Source organism: Polyangium sorediatum (assembly GCF_029946465.1).
Taxonomy (GTDB): domain Bacteria; phylum Myxococcota_A; class Polyangia; order Polyangiales; family Polyangiaceae; genus Polyangium; species Polyangium fumosum.
This window is the reverse complement of record NZ_JARZHI010000023.1, coordinates 58,150-76,517: the sequence shown is the minus strand read 5'-3', so window position 1 is coordinate 76,517 and position 18,368 is coordinate 58,150. Positions and strand designations below refer to the sequence as shown.

Annotated in this window: 17 protein-coding genes; 12 read left to right on the top strand and 5 right to left on the bottom strand. The window is 69.5% G+C overall.

Going from position 1 to position 18,368, the window contains the following annotated elements; genetic code table 11:
* Window positions 1–4 precede the first annotated feature (4 nt).
* The 6 genes from QHF89_RS24895 (at window position 5) to QHF89_RS24870 (ending at window position 8,163) form a co-directional block, all read left to right on the top strand.
* Window positions 5–991: a trypsin-like peptidase domain-containing protein gene (locus QHF89_RS24895; RefSeq protein ID WP_136967835.1), complete on the top strand. Its 987-nt coding sequence runs from the start codon at window positions 5–7 to the stop codon at window positions 989–991.
* Window positions 992–1,034: 43 nt separating this feature from the next.
* Complete coding sequence (locus QHF89_RS24890; protein ID WP_284720911.1) at window positions 1,035–2,882, top strand: DUF885 domain-containing protein; 1,848 nt, start codon at window positions 1,035–1,037, stop codon at window positions 2,880–2,882.
* A gap of 16 nt (window positions 2,883–2,898) precedes the next feature.
* On the top strand, window positions 2,899–3,882 hold the full coding sequence (locus tag QHF89_RS24885) for a tetratricopeptide repeat protein (RefSeq protein WP_136967834.1): 984 nt from the start codon (window positions 2,899–2,901) through the stop codon (window positions 3,880–3,882).
* A gap of 259 nt (window positions 3,883–4,141) precedes the next feature.
* Complete coding sequence (locus tag QHF89_RS24880; protein ID WP_136967833.1) at window positions 4,142–5,554, top strand: inorganic phosphate transporter; 1,413 nt, start codon at window positions 4,142–4,144, stop codon at window positions 5,552–5,554.
* A 62-nt stretch (window positions 5,555–5,616) separates the two neighbouring features.
* Entirely contained in the window at window positions 5,617–7,170 is a 1,554-nt protein-coding gene (locus QHF89_RS24875; RefSeq protein ID WP_136967832.1) for an ATP-binding protein, read from the top strand.
* A gap of 99 nt (window positions 7,171–7,269) precedes the next feature.
* The gene (locus QHF89_RS24870) at window positions 7,270–8,163 is read left to right on the top strand and encodes an RpnC/YadD family protein (protein ID WP_136967831.1); all 894 of its coding nucleotides are present in this window, start codon (window positions 7,270–7,272) and stop codon (window positions 8,161–8,163) included.
* A 6-nt stretch (window positions 8,164–8,169) separates the two neighbouring features.
* On the opposite strand, the gene QHF89_RS24865 is transcribed toward QHF89_RS24870, so the two are convergent.
* The 3 genes from QHF89_RS24865 to QHF89_RS24855 form a co-directional block, all read right to left on the bottom strand.
* Window positions 8,170–8,496, bottom strand: a complete 327-nt coding sequence (locus QHF89_RS24865) for a hypothetical protein (protein WP_136967830.1) — start codon at window positions 8,494–8,496, stop codon at window positions 8,170–8,172.
* Between the two features lie 234 nt (window positions 8,497–8,730).
* Window positions 8,731–10,557, bottom strand: a complete 1,827-nt coding sequence (locus QHF89_RS24860) for a feruloyl-CoA synthase (protein ID WP_136967829.1) — start codon at window positions 10,555–10,557, stop codon at window positions 8,731–8,733.
* A gap of 15 nt (window positions 10,558–10,572) precedes the next feature.
* Window positions 10,573–12,267, bottom strand: coding sequence for an acyl-CoA dehydrogenase family protein (locus QHF89_RS24855; RefSeq protein ID WP_136967828.1), 1,695 nt, complete (start codon window positions 12,265–12,267; stop codon window positions 10,573–10,575).
* A gap of 63 nt (window positions 12,268–12,330) precedes the next feature.
* Between QHF89_RS24855 and QHF89_RS24850 the strand changes: the two genes are divergently transcribed.
* A complete protein-coding gene (locus QHF89_RS24850) occupies window positions 12,331–13,482 on the top strand; it encodes a hypothetical protein (protein ID WP_136967827.1) in 1,152 nt (383 codons plus the stop codon).
* A gap of 10 nt (window positions 13,483–13,492) precedes the next feature.
* Here the strand turns inward: QHF89_RS24850 and QHF89_RS24845 are convergent, their stop codons facing one another.
* Window positions 13,493–13,963, bottom strand: a complete 471-nt coding sequence (locus QHF89_RS24845) for an NUDIX domain-containing protein (protein WP_136933806.1) — start codon at window positions 13,961–13,963, stop codon at window positions 13,493–13,495.
* Window positions 13,964–14,081: 118 nt separating this feature from the next.
* Window positions 14,082–14,591 carry a hypothetical protein gene (locus tag QHF89_RS24840; protein WP_136967826.1) on the bottom strand — a complete coding sequence of 170 codons (510 nt, stop codon included), beginning with the start codon at window positions 14,589–14,591 and terminating at the stop codon, window positions 14,082–14,084.
* A 538-nt stretch (window positions 14,592–15,129) separates the two neighbouring features.
* On the opposite strand from QHF89_RS24840, the gene QHF89_RS24835 reads away from it, so the two are divergent.
* The 5 genes from QHF89_RS24835 to QHF89_RS24815 are packed head-to-tail and all read left to right on the top strand — an operon-like array spanning window position 15,130 to window position 18,368.
* Window positions 15,130–15,588, top strand: coding sequence for an RrF2 family transcriptional regulator (locus QHF89_RS24835; RefSeq protein WP_136933810.1), 459 nt, complete (start codon window positions 15,130–15,132; stop codon window positions 15,586–15,588).
* Between the two features lie 7 nt (window positions 15,589–15,595).
* Complete coding sequence (gene cysK, locus QHF89_RS24830) at window positions 15,596–16,561, top strand: cysteine synthase A (protein ID WP_136967825.1); 966 nt, start codon at window positions 15,596–15,598, stop codon at window positions 16,559–16,561.
* A 34-nt stretch (window positions 16,562–16,595) separates the two neighbouring features.
* Window positions 16,596–16,874 (top strand): MoaD/ThiS family protein, encoded by a 279-nt coding sequence (locus QHF89_RS24825; RefSeq protein ID WP_136967824.1) that lies wholly within the window; start codon window positions 16,596–16,598, stop codon window positions 16,872–16,874.
* A 1-nt stretch (window position 16,875) separates the two neighbouring features.
* Complete coding sequence (locus tag QHF89_RS24820) at window positions 16,876–17,826, top strand: PLP-dependent cysteine synthase family protein (protein WP_136933813.1); 951 nt, start codon at window positions 16,876–16,878, stop codon at window positions 17,824–17,826.
* On the top strand, window positions 17,820–18,368 hold the full coding sequence (locus QHF89_RS24815; protein WP_136967823.1) for a M67 family metallopeptidase: 549 nt from the start codon (window positions 17,820–17,822) through the stop codon (window positions 18,366–18,368). The genes QHF89_RS24820 and QHF89_RS24815 overlap by 7 nt, the downstream gene beginning before the upstream one ends.

The window sequence follows — 18,368 nt, the reverse complement described above, 5'->3', positions numbered from 1 at the left end:
CGCCATGCCCTTTCGCGACCTCATCGAGGAAAACGAACTTGAGCAGGCCATCGAGCTCCTGCGCTCGCAGGCCCTCTCCCTCCACGCCGACGGCCTCCTCCGGGCGGACCAGCTCGATCGCGTCCGCAACTTCTCGGCGCAGGTCAAGGATCTCCGCCGTGAGTACACCGACGGCGAGATCACGCGGGACCAGTGGAAGGCGGACCGAAGCGGTCTACGCAAGCGCCTTCTCGCGCTGGTCGACGACATCGAACGCGCCACGTCGCCAGTCGCGACACCCTCCGTCGAGCTGCCCGCCGCGTTCGCGCCCTCGGACGTCCCCACGCACGAGGCCATCTTCGGGATCTCCCAGCTTCGTAGCGTTGGCTGGCTTCGCCGCGGCCTCGAGCTCGCCCGTGCGGTGTGCCGCGTCAGCCGTCCTCTGAGCAACGGGAGCATCACCGTCGGCACCGCCTTCCACATCGGCCGCGGTCTGATCCTCACGAATCACCATGTGCTCCCGACCCTGGCCGACGCCGACGCGGCCCGGGTCATCTTCGAATATGAGGAAGACGGTACGGGCTGCGTCAAGGGAGGGACGCGCTACGGGACCGTGGCCGGATCCTGGCGAAGCGAGAAGAGCTTGGACTGCGCGGTGGTGCGCGTCGACAGGGCGGACGTCGAGGCGTGGGGCAAGCTCGAGCCCGAGGTCGCGAGGATCCCACGCAAGGGCGAGCACGTGACGATCATCCAGCACCCCCAGGGCGGACCCAAGCAGATCGCAATGACGGCGAACGAGGTGCGCGCCGTGTCCGGAGATCGGCTCTGGTACACGACCGACACCCTACCCGGTTCGAGCGGCTCCCCTGTCTTCAACGACGATTGGCGCGTCGTCGCCCTCCACATCGGGGAATCCAAGAGCTTGAAGAACGAGGATGGCTCACGGGTCTATGCCAACGTAGGTGTGCTGATGAAGCACGTCATCGAAGCGCTCGACCTGACGATCACCTGAGATCCTGGTTCCTTCGCCCGTCCCGCAAGGCTAGAGCAGGGTCGTGCTCCGTGCGCCCACGCGTCGCTCCGCGGCCCTCGCCACCATGTTGATCACCGCATCGACCATCACGCTCTCTTGCTCTCCCGCCGGGGGAGCGCCGCCCGTGCAAGCCGAAGGCGCCCTCGCCTCGACGGAGAGCTCGTCCGCGCCCGGCCCCGTCGCTCCGCCGGCCCCGCCCGACACACCCGATCGCGCGTTCGCGTCGCTCGCCGAGCGCTTCCTCTCGGGCTACCTCGCGCGTGAGCCGGTCGCGGCCACCGAGGCGGGTGAGCACGCGCATGACGCGCGCTGGCCCGATCGCAGCGACGAGGGCGAGGCCGAGGCCCGCCGCTTCTACGTCGGCCTGCTCGAAGAGCTCGACCGCATCCCCGCCTCGGCCCTCGACATGCAGGGCCGCGTCGATCACGCGATGCTGGGCAACCAGCTCCGGTACGCGCTCTTCGCGATCGACGAGCTCCGCGAGGCGTCCGCGAGCCCGCTCTACTCCACGCGCCTCGTCGGCGACGGCCTCGATCCGCTCGTCACGCGGAGCTTCGGCACGCCGTCCTCCCGCGCGAAGAGCCTCGTCGGCCGGCTCGAAGGCATCCCCGCGATCGTCGCGGTCGCGAAGAAGCGGCTCGGCCGTCCCCCGCGCCTGCACACCGAGACGGCCATCGTGCAGAACCGCGGCCTCATCTCGCTCTGCCGCGGCGACGTCCTCGCCCCTTACGGAAAACTCCCCGACGCGGCGCTCGTCTCCCAGCTCGCCGCCGCGAGCGAGCGGGCGGCCAAGGCGCTCGAGGACTTCCAGAGCTTCCTCGAAAAGGATCTCCTTCCCCGCAGCGACGGCGAGATCCGCCTCGGCCGCGCGCGCTTCGAGAAGAAGCTCCGGTTCTACCTCGACGACGACGTCGACGTCGACGGGATCGCCAAGGGTGCCCGCGCGCTGCTCGAACGCACGCAGGCCGAGATGGTCGAGACCTCGAAGCAGCTCTGGCCGACGCTCTTCCCGAAGCGCAAGCTCCCCACGACGACGACGCAGGTCGATCGCAAGGCGCTCGTGCGCGAGGTCCTCGCCGCGCTCGGCGACGATCACCCGACGAACGAGACGATCGTCTCGGAGGCGCGGGATCTCGTGCAGAAGGCGACGGCGTTCGTTCGCGAGCGCGACATCGTGCGGGTGCCCGACGAGGTGTGTCAGGTCATCGAGATGCCCGAGTACCGGCGCGGCGTCTCCATCGCGTATTGCGACGCCTCGGGCCCGCTGGAAGAGCGCGCCGAGACCTTCTACGCGATCGCGCCCACGCCGAACGACTGGGACGACAAGCGCCGCCTCTCGTTCTACCGCGAGTACAACCGCAGCATGCTCGCCGACCTCACCGTGCACGAGGCGATGCCCGGGCATTTCCTCCAGCTCATGCACAACAACCGCTTCCCCTCGAAGCTCCGCGCTGTGTTCTCGAGTGGCCCCTTCGTCGAGGGCTGGGCCGTCTACAGCGAGTGGGTCATGGCCAAGCACGGCTTCGGCGGCCCCAAGGTGCGCATCCAGCGCGAGAAGATGGTCCTCCGGCTCGCGGTGAACGCGCTGCTCGACCACGGCGTGCACGCCGGCACGATGACCGAAGCCGAGGGGCTCGCGCTCATGACGAACGAGGCGTTCCAGGAGGAGGGCGAGGCCGTGGGCAAGTGGAAACGCGCGCTGCTCACGAGCGCCCAGCTCACGACCTACTATTACGGCTTCACCGAGATGATGAAACTCCGCGCGGCGAACGAGGGGGCTCCGGGCTTCACGGAGCGAGCCTTCCACGACAAGGTGCTGAGCTTCGGCTCGCCGTCGATGCGCCACCTGCGCGACCTCGTCCGGCCGTAGAAAGGAGCGCGAGCGCATGCTCCGTCGCCTCCGCCGCGCCCTGCGAAGACGAGCGTTCGAGCGAAAGCTCGCGGCCTTGCCCACGCTGCTCGAAGGCGCGCGGGTGGCCGAGGCCGAAGCCGCGGCAGCGGACGCGCTCGGGATCGGCGAGGAGGTCTTCGGCGACGAAGCCGCCGAGCTCACGACGCCGCTCTACGTGCTCGCCGCGGCGCGTCTCTCCGCGGGCCGCACGGAGGACGCGCTCGCCGCCTGCACGCGGGCCCTCCGTATCGCCGAGGCGCTCGCCGGCACGCCCACCGAGCCCCGCCTGCCGAAGCTCTACGAGCTCGCGGCCGCGATCCACGAACGAGCCGGCCGCCTGGAGGAAACGACCCGCCTCTACCGCCGGCTCCTCGCGGGGTACGAGCGCATGCGCAGCCCCGACGAGGCCGCGATCGCCGACGTCGCGGGCCGGCTCGGCCTGCTCCTCGGCAAGCAAAAACAAGCCGCGGAGGCCGAGCTCCTCCTCGCCCGCGCCCTCACCCTCACCGAACGTGTCTTCGGCGCGCGCTCGCGTCCCGCGGCCGAGGCCCTCTACAACCTCGGCACGGTCCTCGCGGCGGCGGGCCGGCGTGACGACGCCGCGCGATCCTTGCGACGCGCGATCGGCATCCTCACGGAGGGCGACACGCGGACCGACGGGGGGATCCTCGCGCTCGCGCAGCACAACCTCGCGACGCTCGTCGAGGCGGACGGCCGCGCCGACGAGGCCGAGGACCTCTACCGGCGCGCGCTCGCCGCCCACGCGGGCGCTCCGAACGGCGATCCCCCGGAGATCCGACCGACGCTCGTCCGGCTCGGCAACCTCCTCGAAGCCAAGGGCCGCGTGGACGAGGCGCTCGCTCTCTACGACCGCGCGTTGTCCTTGGCAGCGCGTGACCTCGGGCCGGATCACGCCGTCACGCTCGGCATCCGCGCGTTCCGTGAGGCTGCCCAGAAGAGACCCCCGCCTCCCCGTTGACCGCGGATTTTGGTGCTCGCGCTGCTCTTCCCGCCCGAACCGAACCCCCTCGACGAACGCGGCCCAGGTCACCTGATTGCAATCGTTAACCGATTGTCCACCCTTCAGACATCGGTCTGTCACGCCCTTGTGACGGAGCTGTCCCTAGCATGCGAGCGCTCGTTCCACTAAGGAGACGGCGCCCCGCGTCTCCGGCGCGTGATGGCCCTCGGGTCATGACGCGGATGGGCGGTCGGGGCGCCGAAAGGCTCTCGTGTCCATGGAGGCTCTTCTCGATCCGTCGCTTGGCAACGGGGTGCGCGCGCTCCTCGTCCTCTGCCTCTTGATTGCCCTCGGCTTCGAATTCGTGAACGGCTTTCACGACACCGCCAACGCGGTCGCGACGGTCATCTACACGAACACCTTGAAGCCCCACGTCGCCGTCGTCCTCTCGGGCATCTGCAACTTCGTCGGCGTCTTCATGGGCGGCATCGCGGTCGCCATGGGCATCATGAAGCTCCTGCCCGTCGAGCTGCTCGTCTCGAGCGGCGTGGGCGCGGGCCTCGCAATGGTGCTCGCGCTCCTCCTGGCCGCGATCTCCTGGAACCTAGGCACCTGGTACCTCGGCCTCCCCGCGTCGAGCTCGCACACCCTCATCGGCGCGATCCTGGGCGTCGGCATCGCCAACTCGCTCCTGCCCGGCCACAAGTTCGGCGACGGCGTGAGCTGGAGCAAGGCCGCCGACATCGGCATCGCGCTGCTCGTCTCGCCGCTCTTCGGCTTCAGCCTGGCGGCGCTGCTCGTCGTCCTGATCAAGCGTTACACGACGAACAAGACGCTGCTCGAGCCGCCGCCGAAGGATCAGCCGCCGCCGCGCGGCACCCGCGCCCTGCTCGTCTCGACCTGCGCCGCCGTGAGCTTCGCGCACGGCTCGAACGACGGCCAGAAGGGCGTGGGCCTCGTCATGCTCATCCTGATCGGCCTCGTCCCGGCCGGGTTCGCGATCAACATGGACGCGACCCCCACGCAGCTCGAGCGCACGCTGCGCGCCGCGGACAACGTCGCGGCGCTCGTCCGCGACCACCACGATCAGCACTCGAAGGCGGAAGCCGACAAGACGCTCGTGCGCCTCGGCGAGCTCCACCAGTTCCTCGAAGGCCGCAAGACGGCGGCCGAGATCCCGGCGATGGATCGCTTCAAGTTCCGGCAGGACCTCCTGCTCGCGGACAAGTCCATCGGCGACATGCTGAAGGGTGGCCACCTCGGCCTCACGTCCGCCGAGGAGGCGAAGCTCGCGGACGAGCGCAAGGCCCTGCGTGGGCTCACCGAGTACGCGCCGTCCTGGGTGCTCGTGGCGATCGCGCTCTCGCTCGGCATCGGCACGATGTTCGGCTGGAAGCGCATCGTCGTGACGGTCGGCGAGAAGATCGGCAAGAGCCACCTCACGTACGCGCAGGGCGCCTCGGCGGAGATCGTCGCGGCGAGCACGATCGGCGTCTCGGCCTGGCTCGGGCTGCCGGTGAGCACGACACACGTCCTCTCCTCGGGCATCGCCGGCACGATGGTGGCGCAACGCTCCGGCCTGCAGGGCTCGACGGTGCGCAACATCGGCCTCGCCTGGGTGCTCACCCTGCCCGCGTCGATGACGCTCTCCGCGCTGTTTTTCCTGCTCTTCCGCGCGATCTTCAACTGACGCCTCGCGCGGGCCCCGAGGCTTCTCGGCCGGGGTGGCCTTCGATATCCTGCGCCTCGCCCATGCGCACCTTCAGCATCGAGGGGCCCTGCGATCCCGCGCGCCACTACCACCTGCCCGCGGCGCCGCGGCTCGCGGAGGCCCTCCGCCTCGTCGACGAAGGCGCGTATTTCCTGGTGCGAGCGCCGCGGCGCACGGGCAAGACGACCACCTTGCGCGCCCTCGCCGCCGCGCTCCTTTCGTCGGGTCGGCATGCCGCGCTCGTGGCCTCCACTGAGGTCGCCGAGCCCCTCGGGGCCGACCTCGCCCGCGTGGAGGAAGCGCTCCTCGCCTCGCTGCGCCTCTCCGCGGAGCACGATTTGCCGCCCGAGCTGCGCCCGCCACCCTTCCCCGCGTCGGCGGAAGGGACGCGCATCTGGGCCGCGCTCTCGGCCTGGGCGCGCGTTTGTCCACGCCCCCTCGTCCTCTTTCTCGACGGCGCGGACACGCTGCACGGCGCCGCGCTCCGGACGGTCCTGCGTCAGCTCGAGATCGGCTTTCCGCGCCGCCCCGCGTCCTTTCCCTGGTCCGTCGTCCTCGCCGGCCAGCACGACCTGCGCCTCGAACCTTTCGCCGCGGACGACGCGCCCGTTCGTCCGGGCCTCACCGGCCCTTTCGAGATCGCGCTCTCCCCCGAATCCCTTCGAAGCTTCACGGAGGACGAGATTCGCGCGCTGTATGCGCAGCACACCCACGAAACGGGCCAGGCCTTCGACAAGGCTGCGATCCGGGCTGCTCTTGAAGCGACGGCGGGCCACCCCTTCCTCGTGCAAGCGCTCGGCCGCGAACTCGTGACGACCGTCCCGCGCTCCGAACCCATTCACAAAGCGCACGTCCGCGCGGCGATCCATCACCTCATCGATCGCCGCGCGACCCCGATCGACGCCCTCGCGGCGCGCCTCGCCGAGCCACGCGTCCGCCGTGTCGTCGAGCCTCTCCTCGCGGGCACGGCGCTCGTGGCGCGGGCCCACGACGACGACATCCGCCACGCGCGCGACCTCGGCCTCCTCGCCGAGGACGACCCTGCGCGTATCGAGGGCGGCATTCACCACGCGCTCGTCCCGCGCCTGCTCGCCTCGGGCATCGGCCGCGCCGTCGCAGACGACCCCGCGCGGTTTTACAAGACCGACGGCGCCCTCGACGTCGAGACCCTCCTCCACGCATTCGCCGTGTTTTACACGACACACGCCCGCCACCTCGTCACGGACGCCGCATACCCGGCGGTCGCGCCGGAGCTCGTCTTCCTGGGATATCTTTATCGAACGATCGAGCATCGCGGCTGGGTCTCCGTCCACTGGGGCGGCTCGCATGGCCGGATCGACGTGACGCTGCGCGTGCCGCTCGCGAACGGGGACGAGCAACAGGAGGCGTTCGTCCTTTCGTCACGGCGCAAAGGAGAACCGGGCGTGAAGGCGCGCGCGCTGGGCTTCCTGGAGGACGTGCTCGACGCGGAGGAGCTCACGCGTGGCACGGTCGTGCTCTTCGATCGCCGGAGCAAGCGGGCCGCGGGCGAACGCGTGAAGCTCAAGGAGACGACGACGGCGAAGGGACGGCCGGCGCGGGTGCTCCGGGCGTAACAGGAAGTTTCGCTCGGCCAAACGCAAATTTACCGAGACGAACGCTGGCCTCGACACACCCATTTGACGAATGCACGCCCGCGTGGAAGCGTGGCCGGGGTGCACACGCGTTACGACCAGGCCATCAAGCAGCTCCTCCGCGCGGCGCTCGCGCCCCTCGGGGCCTTTACGCCCGAGGTCGAGGTGAGCCCGGACCCTCAGCGCGTCGATGGCTGGTTCGTCCCCGACCCAGCACGCGCCTCTCCCGTGGGCGCGAGCCTCCTCGGCCGCATGAGCCGCTCGGCGTGCACCTTCGAGGTCTTCTCGGATACCCCCGACGACACCGAGATCGTCTCGTGTGTCCGCAAGCAGCTCAATTTGAGGCACGTGCTCCTGGGACGCGCGTCGCCCCCGCCCTTGCCTCATCTATGGGTCCTCTCCTCCGGTCGCCCCACGAAGGGCCTGCGCGCGCTCGCGGCGCGCAGCAAGCGGGCCTGGCCGCGTGGTGTTTATGCGTTCGCCCCCGGCCTCCATACCTCGGTCGTCGTCGCGAGCGAGCTCCCCGAAGACCGCTCGACCTTGCTTCTCCGGCTCATGGGACGCGGACGAACCCTTCGGCGAGCCATCGGGGAGCTCAAGACACTCGGGGCGGACGACTTCGAGCGATGCATCGCGCTGCCGATCCTGATACGCTACCGTATCGAAGCCGGGACGGCCCCTGTCACCCCCATGGACGAGGAGTTGCTGATGAACACGCAGGAAATCATGGACATGTGGGAGCGCCAGGCCAAGGAGGAAGGCCGACAGGAAGGCCGACAGGAAGGCCGACAGGAAGGCCGACAGGAAGGACACCTGGAAGGGCAACGTCGCACCATGCTCCAGCTCCTGCGCCTTCGCTTTGGCGAGTTGCCGCAGGCGGTCGTTGCTCGTATCGAGGCTGCGGATTCCGCCGCCCTCGATCAGTGGACGGCGCGGGTCCTCGCGGCGAAGACGCCGGACGAGGTCGTGGCGTAGCTCCGCTCAGGACTCGGACGGCGTCAGGTCGGCCAAGCGGTGGATCGTCCAGCGCTCGGTGCCGTCCACGATCACCTCGGCGAGCTGCTTCTGGTACTCCGCGTGGTACGGCACGGCGGCCATATCGCGCCACGCCGCTTCGAGGTCCTCCACGTTATCGATCTGCACTTCGAGCTCGATCTGCGACTCGGGCCCGCCAATGCTGCCGGAGAGCACACGGAGCGATCGCCAGCCGACGCGTTGTGCCACGTCGACGTACCACTTCCGCAGCACCCTGAGACACTCGTCCCTGCGACCGAACCGGGCCGTGAACTGCCAACGCGCAACGTACATGATCCGGGCTCCCTTCTCGCGCAAGCGTCCGCCCCCCCGCAGGCAAACCGCATGCGCGCGGCGCGCGGGAAGGCCTGGGCCGCGGGGCCCCTCCGGCCTCGCGCACCCCCGTGAGCCCGGCATCATAATCCCCGCGGCAGGCTCCGGGATCCAAAAACGTCCGGTCCCGAGGTGACACGCCGCGTTACCGCCGGCGTCGAAACGCGTCGACGCCTCCCATAACGTCACGAATCGTCACGGAATCGCGATCACGCCCGGCTCGCCCTCGCGGTAGAGCGCCGCGACCTGGTCCGCGCGTCGCGTGAGGACCGCGCGCTGGTTGATGTACCCCTTGTCGGTGATCTCGCCGGCGTCGATGCTCGGCGGCTCGATCAGAAACAGCACACGCGTGATTCGCGTGCTGCTCCCGGGGTGCGCCTCGTTGTACGCCCGGAGCCCCGCCGTGAGGTGGGAGAGGACCTCCGGACGCAACACGAGGGCTTCGAGCGCCTCGCCTTCGGCCCCCGGGCAGAGCGAACGACACCCGACGAGGCTCGGAAAGACGAGCAGGCCGATCTCGTCCCGATCGTGCCCCGCCACCACCGCGTCCTGGATCACGGGCGCCGCCGCGGCGATGGCCGTGATCCGCACCTGCCCCACGTGCACCCACGTCGCGCTCGTCAGCTTGAAATCCTCGGCCACCCGCCCATCAAACACGACCCCTTTCGCCGGATCGGCCGGATCTGCGAGCTTGCCGGCGTCGCCGATCTTGTAAAACCCGTCCTCGTCGAAGGCCGCGCGCGTCAGGTCGTCACGACCGAAATACCCGGGCGTCACGTTCGGCCCGCGCACGCGCATCTCCAGCTTGCTCCCGTTCGGCACCATCTTGAGCTCGCAACCGGGCGCGGGCAGGCCAATCACGCCCGCGCGGTCGATCGGAAAATGTACCGTCGTCACCATCGGCGCCGTCTCCGTCGAGCCCCACGCGGACACCATCGTGACGCGCTCCCCGCGCGCCCTCTGGCTCACCTCTTCGAGCCGCTTCCACGTGCTCTGCGGCAACGCGGCGGCCGCATAAAAGAGCAGATCGAGCTCCCGGAAGAAATGGTCCCGCAGACCCGCGTCGTTCTCGAGGTACGGCAGGATCGCGTCGAACCCGCGCGGCACGTTGAAATACAGCGTCGGCCCGACCTCGCGCAGGTTGCGCACCGTCTTCTCGACGTGCTCGGGCATCGGGCGCCCCTCGTCGATGAAGAGCGTCCCGCCGTGGAACAGCACCATGTTGAAGTTGTGGTTGCCCCCGAACGTGTGGCTCCAGGGCAGCCAATCCACGACGACCGGCGGCCGCCTGCGCAGGAAGGGCCAGACCTCCACGATCGCCTGCTGGTTCGAGCAGAGCATGCGGTGCGTATTGATCACGCCCTTCGGCTCGCCCGTGGATCCCGAGGTGAACAGGATCTTCGCCACCGTGTCGGGCCCGACCGTCTCCATCGCGCGGCCCGCGCGCTCGCCCGGCAGCTCGCGGCACAGCTCCTCGAACCGTGTCGCCGACGAGCGGCCCTCGCTCACCACGACCTCCGCGCCTCCGAGGTCGAGCGCCCCGAACGCCCTGCCAAACCGCCCCTCGTCCCGCGCATACACGAGGCCCGGCTTCACGAGGCCGAGGATGTACCGGAGTTTTTCGAAGTCACGCGAGAGCAGCGCATAGGCCGGCGACACCGGGCATACCGGCACCCCCACCACCATCGCCCCGAGCGCGAGCAGCGCGTGGTCGATGCCATTCTCGCTCAGGATCACGACCGGCCGCGCGGCCGAGAGATCCCGCCGCGCGAGCGCCTCGCCGATCGAAGCCACGACCGCCGCCGCCTCGGCGTACGTCACCCGACGCACGCCCCCGCTCGCCTCCCGCTCCGCCAGAAACACCCGATCCGGCGCGTGATCCGCCCAGGCGTAGAGCAACTCGCCGAGGTGCCGCGGATACTCCGGGAGCGGCCTCGGCGAGCGCAGGATCATCCCTCCGCCCGGAAGGTCTGTCACGACGACCTCCGGCGGCGCGAATTCGAGACGGGCGGCCTTCTCCATGACCAAACCCCCTCTTCAGAACGCGATGTCGTTGGCGAGCGCGACGGCGAGCGTGCGATCCTCCTCGTCCCGCACGAGGTCCACGCCCCGCGTGAGGAATCGCAGCGCCGCGGCCCGCGGCCGGCCGTCGTTCTCGTGCACGAGCGCGTGCGACGCGTGCCCCACGAGCAGCGCGAGCTCGTAGGCGCGGCCGAGCGTCAACGCGAACCGCCGCGCGCCCGCCTCCACCCCGAGCGGATCCTTCTGGAACGTCGAAGCGAGCCACCGCGCCGCGTGCATCGCCGCGGCCACCGCTGCCTCGCCCGCCTTCCGGAGCGCGTCGTCCGGCGCCGCCGCCACGAGTGATCGCATATCCGCGAGCAAATCCTCGAGCGGCCCCTCCTTTTGCAAGGCGCGCAGCGTGTCGAGCGAAAGCACGTTCGTCGTCCCCTCCCAGATCGGCAGCACCTGCGCATCCCGATACAGCCGCGGAATCCCCGTATCCTCGACGTACCCGGCGCCGCCGAAGCATTCGAGCACCTCGCTCAGCACCGTGACCGCCTGCTTGCCCGTCGTCAGCTTCGCGAGCGGCGTCACGAGCCGCAACAGGCGCGCCTCCGACTCCGTGATCACGCCCGCCTCCTCGCGCCCGAGCAGCTCGACCGCGCGGAACGCGAGGTGGAACGCCCCCTCCGCCTCCGCCGCGAGGTCCGCGAGCGTATCGACGTGCAACGGTTTGTCCGAAAGCGGCGCGCCGAACTGCACCCGGCGACGCGCATAATCCCGGGCGAGCGCAATCCCGCGCCGCATCCCCGCCGCCGCGCAGACCGCATTCCACGTCCGCGTCACGTTCAGCATCGGCGCGATGTTCCGGATCCCGTCCCCGAGCCCCTTCACCGGCACGGCCAAGGCCCCCGCGAGCGTCAGCTCCGCCGTCGGCACCTTCCGCGTCCCGAATTTGTCCTTCAGCCGATTGACCTGGATCCCGTTCATCCGCCCGTCCGGCCCGAACACCTCCACGTAAAACAGCGCGAGCCCGCGGCCCCCGGGCGGGTTGCCCTCCGGCCGGCCCAGCGTCAGCGCCATCTGCGACGTCGTCGCCGACGTGAACCATTTCGTCCCGTAGAGCCGGTAGTTCCCCTCCGCGTCCTTGCGCGCCTCCGTCTCGGAGAGCCCCACGTCGCTCCCGCCGGTCCGCTCCGTCATCCATTGCCCGCTCGTCCAGGCCTTCGCCGGATCCCGGCTCGTCAGGCGCGCGAAGGCCCTCGCCGCGAAATCGTTCTCGTCGCGCACGTCGCGGTGCGAGAGCAGCGTCTTCGCCGCGCCGTCCGTCATCGCGAGCGGACAGGTATACACGTCGGTCGAGGCATCAAAAAGGTAGACCAGGGCAAACTGGTGCACACGCGACACCGCGCCGCCCCGCTTTTCGTAGGCCGTCGCGACGACGCCTTGTTCACTCGCGATCCGCGCCGCCCGCTTCCAGAGCGGCGTCACCTCGATCTGATCGATGCGGTGCCCCCACGCGTCCCACTGCGTCAGCTTCGGCTCGTTCAGGCGGTCTTCGAGCTGGAGCCGGTAGAGCTCGCCGCCGGCGAGCTCGCCCATCTCGCGGAGCCCGGGCTCGGCTTCGCGGAGGACGTCCGGCGGAAGCACACGCCGGAGGAGCGAGCGCAGGACGCGGTCGTCGTCGTACTGGTTACCGATCGAGGGGGGAGCTTGGTAGAACGCCATCGCACGGGGAGTATACGCAAAATCGCCTTCCCGCGTGACGCAGAATCGACTACGGACGCCCCCATGCACGTCGGCCGGTTTTCCCTCGCACTCGTTCTCTCGATCGCCTCCCTCGCCGCGGGTTGTGGCGCTTCCACGCCTCCGCCCGCCTCCGACGCCACGAAGGCGCCCGCGAAATCCGAGGCCTCTGCGCCCGCGCCCGAAGGCGAAGCGGCGGCCGAGGCGCCTCCCTCCGAGGAAGAAGGCGACGGCGAGGCCAAGCCCCCGGAGCCGAGCTTCGCGGAGCTGCGCAAGGCCGTGATGGCCTGCTCTGTCGGGGAGGATAGCTCGCTCGACGACTGCGAAGCCTACCAGCAATGGAGCGACGCGGAGCAAGCGTTCGAGAATGGCAAGGCGACCCCGGAGCTCCTGAAGATGCTCGGGAGCCAGGACCCCAAGGAGCGACGCGTTGCGGCCGAGAAGCTCGACCGGACGCTGACCGAAGAGACCGCCAACGCCGCGCAGGTGGACGCCGTGCTCAACATGGCCGAGAAGGAGCGAGACGAGAACCTCGTCGCGCTGTTCGGGCAGCTCGTCGGCGGCCTCCCCCTCGTCAAGGTGGGCAAAATCGATCGGGCGATTGCGATCGCCAAGGCGCACCCGGCATCGGATTACACGGACGCGTTCCTGCGCATCGTGGGCTTTGGCTCCACGAATCGTGACCCCAAGGTCGTGGCCTACGCGAGCGAGGCCAGCAAAGACGCGTCCTCCACGCGGCGCGCCTACGCGCTGAATGCGCTCAGCGACCTCGCCCCGTATTTCCCCGACGAAGCCTGCAAGGTCATCAACACCCTTCGCGCCGACAAGGACGATTTCGTCAAGAGCCGCGCGTCGGAGCGGATCGCCTCGATCAGCAAGTGCGCGTCCTTCACGGACAAGCTCCTCGACGACCTCGCCACCGTCGACGTGAAGAAAAACGTCAGCTTCGAGATGGGAATGGCGCTGCAAAAGGTCTGCAAGCGGAGCGACCTCACGCACGCCCAGCGCAAGAAGGGGAGCAAGGCCGCCCGCCGCCTCACGGACGCCACCACCGTCCACGCGAACACGCGCTCGTACGCGATGGAGGCCGCCATCGGCTGTGATCCCAAGGATGGCCCGGCCTACGTCGCCAAGTTCAAGAACGACAAGGACAAGACCATCGCCGGTCAAGCGACCGCGCTCACCACCCCCAAATGAGCAATCGCTTTTAACGCCGGGGCGCCCACGCGGCGCCCTCGTACGTGAGCACGGAGAGCGGGTACGAGGGGGCGCCCGCTGCGACCGCATTCAGGATCTCGCGCGCCTCCTCCCCACGCAGGGACAACCCCGCGAGCTCCTCCAGCTTCACCCACCGGGCGCCGAGCGAGTGCTCGTCCGGCTCGCTCTTCGGCGTCGAATCGCCGTCGGGCCTCGCCAGGAAAAACACGCGGCAGCGCGCCGTCCCGCTCGGGTGTGGCGAGTGCTCGACGCGCAGGACGCCCTGAATCGCCGCGCGCACGCCGGCCTCTTCGAGCGTCTCGCGGACGGCGGCGTCGACGATCCGCTCCCCCGGCTCGACGCGCCCGCCGGGCAGGTACCACGTCTGCCCGTGCCCGCGCTCGTGCACGAGCAAGTACTCGTCACCGCGCCGCACGACGACCATCGCGAAGAACCAAGTAGGGATCGGCCTGCGGGACACCCGTGCAGGATACTCGGCGCTCGTCAGGAGGGGAAGGCTTCGATGGGCCGGCCAAACGGCCGGCCCGAAAGACCGGATGAAGCGGGAGAGAGGCGGGGCAGCTAACAGGCTGCGAACGTTATTGCCGATCGCCCGGCGTCGGGGGCGTCGCGGGCGTGCTCTCCGCCTTCTTCTTGTTGGCCTTGCGTGTCTTCATGCCCTTCAAGCCGGTGGCCGAGCGGTACGCGCGGGTCTTGTCGTATTTCGCGAGCACCTCGTCGATCCCCGTGGTGCGCGCGCGGCCTTCGATCAGGTTCGCGATGGCGTGGACCCTGCGTTGCCGGTCGTCGTCGTAATGCGCGCGGCTCTCTTCGAGCAGCTCGACGAGCTTGCGGGCGGCGGGCAGGACCGCGTCGATATCGGCGACGCGCTCATTGTCGACCAGGATCGCGTCGATGTCGTCTTGCGTGACGCCGGCCCTGGGCCCGACCGTGGCCTGATTGGCGACGACCTCCGCGAGCGCCTCGGGGAATCCGGGGCGCTCGACGAGCAGGCCGCGCATACGGCCTTGCGGGAGATCGACGAGAAACGAGCCGTGCTTCGAACAATCGAGCACGAGTGTTCCGACGGGAACGGGCAAGATGGGCATGGCATTCTCCGGGATCCCTCTCCAGGACCGTGACACCCGCGAAAAACGCATCGCGCGCGGGGGCCATTGCGATCCTCGAAGGGGCGCTTGGGGGGTTCATGGAGCTACGGAATCGATGCGCGTAGGTAGAACACGCACGCGCGTGGATCCATGGAGACAGAAATTTGCTACCTCACCGTTCGGGTCGAGGAGGTCGACCGACCGGGTCGAAGGGGTCGACGTTCAAGTCGAGGGGGTCGATCGACCGGGTCGAGGCCGTCGACGACCGGATCGAGGGGATCGATCCACCGGGTCGAGCTGGTCGACGTTCAAGTCGAAGGGGTCGACCGACCGGGTCGAAGGGGTCGACCGACCGGGTCGAAGGGGTCGACCGACCGGGTCGAGGCCATCGACGATCGGGTCGAGGGGGTCGATCGACCGGGTCGAGGCGGTCGGCGATCGGGTCGAGGCGGTGGAACCTTGTGCCAAAGAACACATCACGTCGGTTCAAGCACCCGGGTTCTTTACTTTTCCGATGCGACAACCTAAATCATGCCCCGTGAAGCTGTCCAACAAAGGCCGCTACGGGGTGCGCGCGTTGTTCGACATCGCCTTCCACAACGACGGCCGCCCCACGCAGATCCGCGAGATCGCCGGGCGCGAGATGATCCCCGCGCGCTTCCTGGAGCAGATCTTCCAGGACCTGAAGAAGGCCGGCATCCTCGGCGCGAAGCGTGGGCCCCGCGGCGGCTACCACCTCGCGCGGCCCGCCGCCGAGATCACGATCGGCGACGTCTTCCGCGCGCTCGAAGGCCCGATCGTCGTCTGCCCCGCCGAAGACGAAGGCCCGCGCGGCGCCGAGCCTTGTGGCCCGGACGCGACCGCGGCCGCCTTCAAGGACCTCGCGGTCGCCATCGAAAAAGCCTTCGACGACATCTCCATCGCCGACGTCGTGCGGCGCGGCGAGGCCCTCGGGCTCCGCCGCGGCGAGAGCGAGCGCGTCGACTTCATCATCTAGGAGCGTGATGCACGAGCCCGGACAAAAGCCTGCATTGCCCTCGCATCCGCGCGTGGTCGGCTCGGTGCTCGACCTCGTCGGCGACACGCCGCTCTTCGAGATCCAGCGGCTCGACACGGAACATCCGCGCGGCCGTGTCTTCGCGAAGGCCGAGCAGCAGAACCCGGGTGGCTCCGTGAAGGACCGCATCTGCCTCGCGATGATCGAGGCCGCCGAGGCGAGCGGCGCGCTCGGGCCGGGCGGCGTCGTCGTCGAGCCGACGAGCGGCAACACGGGGATCGGCCTCGCGCTCGTGTGCGCGGCGAAGGGCTATCGATGCGTGCTCACGATGCCCGCGAGCATGAGCCTCGAACGCAGGCAGCTCCTCGAAGCATACGGCGCCGAGGTGATCCTGACCGAGGCCGAAGCGCAGATGGAAGGCGCCATCTCGAAGGCGCACGAGATCGTCCGGACGACGAAAGGCGCGTTCATGCCGGGGCAGTTCGAGAACCCCGAGAACCCGCGCATCCACGCCGAGAGCACGGCCCGCGAGATCCTGCAGGCGATGGCGAACGAGCCGATCCACGCGTTCGTCGCGGGCGTCGGCACGGGCGGCACCGTGAGCGGCGTCGGCGCGGTGCTGCGGCGCAAGAGCCCGGCCCCCCGGATCATCGCCGTCGAGCCCGAGGCCTGCGCCACGATCTCGCGCGGCGAGCGCGGCCCCACGAAGATCCAGGGCCTCGCGCCGGGGTTCGTCCCCGCGAACTATCGCCCCGAGCACGTCGACGAGGTGCGCACGGTGAGCGAGCAGGCGGCGTACGACACGAAGGTCGCGCTCGCCCGCAAGGAGGGGCTGCTCGTGGGCATCAGCGCGGGCGCGGCCGTTCGGGTCGCGCTCGACGTCGCGCGCGAGCTCGGCCCCGGCGCCCACGTGGTCACGGTGCTCTGTGACACGGGGGAGCGGTATTTCAGCCTCGACGAGTACTTCAAGTAGCAGCGAGACCCCAAGCACCCACGGAGAGATCCCCATGCCTGTCGTTCGTATCCCCACCCCCATGCGCACGCTGACCGGAAGCAAAGACGAGGTCGAGGCGACGGGCGCGACCGTCGGCGAGATCATCGAGGACCTCGAGAAGCGCCACCCGGGCATCCGTGATCGGCTGCTCGACGCGAAGGGCGTGCGCCGCTTCGTGAACGTCTTCGTCGGCGAGGAGGACATCCGCTTCCTCGACGGCCTCAAGACCGAGGTGAAGCCGACGGATCAGATCTCGATCGTGCCCGCCATCGCGGGCGGCAGCGACGCCTAGGATGCGCGCCACGCTCGTGCGGTCGCGCCGCCTCGGCTCGGTGACCGAGGCCGTCGGCAACACGCCGCTCGTCCGCCTCGATCGGGTGGCCCGGGAGGCGCCGAGCGTCGAGGTGTACGCGAAGCTCGAGTTCGCGAACCCCGGCGGCTCGGTGAAGGACCGGGCCGCGCTCCGGATGATGACGAAGGCGATCGAGGAGGGGAAGCTCGGCACGGGCAAGATCCTCATCGACTCGACGAGCGGCAACACGGGCGTCGCGTACTCGATCTTCGGCGCCGCGCTCGGCGTGCCCGTGCGCCTCGTCATGCCCTCGAACGTGACGAAGGCGCGCAAGGACATCGCGCGCGCCTTCGGCACGGAGATCATCTACAGCGACCCGATGGAGGGATCCGACGGCGCGATCCGCTACGTGCGGGAGATCGTGGCGAAGGATCCGGAGACGTACTTCTACCCGGACCAGTACTCGAACCCGCACAACCCGCTCGCGCACTACCACGGCACGGGCGCGGAGATCCTCGACGCGCTCGGTGATCGCTTGACGCACTTCGTCGCCGGGATCGGCACGAGTGGGACGATCGTGGGCACGTCGCGGCGGCTGAAGGAGCACACGCGAAAGGTCCGCTGCGTCGCGGTCGAGCCCACGGAGGCCATGCACGGGCTCGAAGGGCTGAAGCACCTGCCGAGCTCGCTCGTGCCGGCGATCCACGACAGCAGCGCCTACGACGAGACGTTCCGCGTGACCACGGAGGACGGCTGGGACATGGCCGACCGGCTCGCGCGCGAGGAGGCGTTGCTCGTCGGGCATTCGAGCGGGGCGAACGTGTTCGCGGCCGTCGAGATCGCGAAGAAGCTGCACGAGACGGTCGGCGGCGGGTGCGTGGTGGCGATCGTGTGTGACCGCGGCGATCGGTACTTCGCGCCGATGAAATGGGAGAAGCGATATCTATGGTGACGGATGCTCCGTGGACGCGCGGCGACTTGACGATCACGCGCAGCGCGCTCGCCGTCGTGGAGAAGGACGCGCTTCGGGGCTACGCAGCCGACGAGGAGGCGTGCGGGTACTTGCGTGGGCCCGCAGAGAGCCCGCTCCGCTGCGACGAGGCCGTGGTGATGCAGAACGTCGCGAACAAGCTGCACGCGATCGATCCGGAGCTGTACTTCCGGACGGCGCGCACGTTCTTCTCGTTCAACGAGAAGAAGTTCGACGACGCGGTCCGCGCCGCGGCGCGTGAAGGCCGGCCCGTGAAGATCCTCTACCACTCGCACCTCGACGCGGGCGCGTACTTCAGCCCCACGGACGCGGCCGTGATGAGCATGGGCGAGCCGCCCGCCGAGGAAGGCGGCGCCATCACCATGGGCCCGGGGCCGGCCTGGCCGCTCGCGTTCCTCGTGACGAGCGTGCGCGACGGCGTGATCGACGAGCACCGGCTCTTCGTGTGGGACGCGGAGAGGCGATCGTTCGTGGGCCAAGCGATCACGGTCGTCGAGGAGTAA

Excerpts from the sequence above, each read along its gene's own strand:
- QHF89_RS24895 (WP_136967835.1), top strand. The coding sequence starts at position 5 with ATGCCCTTTCGCGACCTCATCGAGGAAAACGAACTTGAGCAGGCCATC.
- QHF89_RS24885 (WP_136967834.1), top strand. The coding sequence starts at position 2,899 with ATGCTCCGTCGCCTCCGCCGCGCCCTGCGAAGACGAGCGTTCGAGCGA.
- QHF89_RS24880 (WP_136967833.1), top strand. The coding sequence starts at position 4,142 with ATGGAGGCTCTTCTCGATCCGTCGCTTGGCAACGGGGTGCGCGCGCTC.
- QHF89_RS24875 (WP_136967832.1), top strand. The coding sequence starts at position 5,617 with ATGCGCACCTTCAGCATCGAGGGGCCCTGCGATCCCGCGCGCCACTAC.
- QHF89_RS24865 (WP_136967830.1), bottom strand. The coding sequence starts at position 8,496 with ATGTACGTTGCGCGTTGGCAGTTCACGGCCCGGTTCGGTCGCAGGGAC.
- QHF89_RS24860 (WP_136967829.1), bottom strand. The coding sequence starts at position 10,557 with ATGGAGAAGGCCGCCCGTCTCGAATTCGCGCCGCCGGAGGTCGTCGTG.
- QHF89_RS24855 (WP_136967828.1), bottom strand. The coding sequence starts at position 12,267 with ATGGCGTTCTACCAAGCTCCCCCCTCGATCGGTAACCAGTACGACGAC.
- QHF89_RS24850 (WP_136967827.1), top strand. The coding sequence starts at position 12,331 with ATGCACGTCGGCCGGTTTTCCCTCGCACTCGTTCTCTCGATCGCCTCC.
- QHF89_RS24840 (WP_136967826.1), bottom strand. The coding sequence starts at position 14,591 with ATGCCCATCTTGCCCGTTCCCGTCGGAACACTCGTGCTCGATTGTTCG.
- cysK (WP_136967825.1), top strand. The coding sequence starts at position 15,596 with ATGCACGAGCCCGGACAAAAGCCTGCATTGCCCTCGCATCCGCGCGTG.
- QHF89_RS24825 (WP_136967824.1), top strand. The coding sequence starts at position 16,596 with ATGCCTGTCGTTCGTATCCCCACCCCCATGCGCACGCTGACCGGAAGC.
- QHF89_RS24820 (WP_136933813.1), top strand. The coding sequence starts at position 16,876 with ATGCGCGCCACGCTCGTGCGGTCGCGCCGCCTCGGCTCGGTGACCGAG.
- QHF89_RS24815 (WP_136967823.1), top strand. The coding sequence starts at position 17,820 with ATGGTGACGGATGCTCCGTGGACGCGCGGCGACTTGACGATCACGCGC.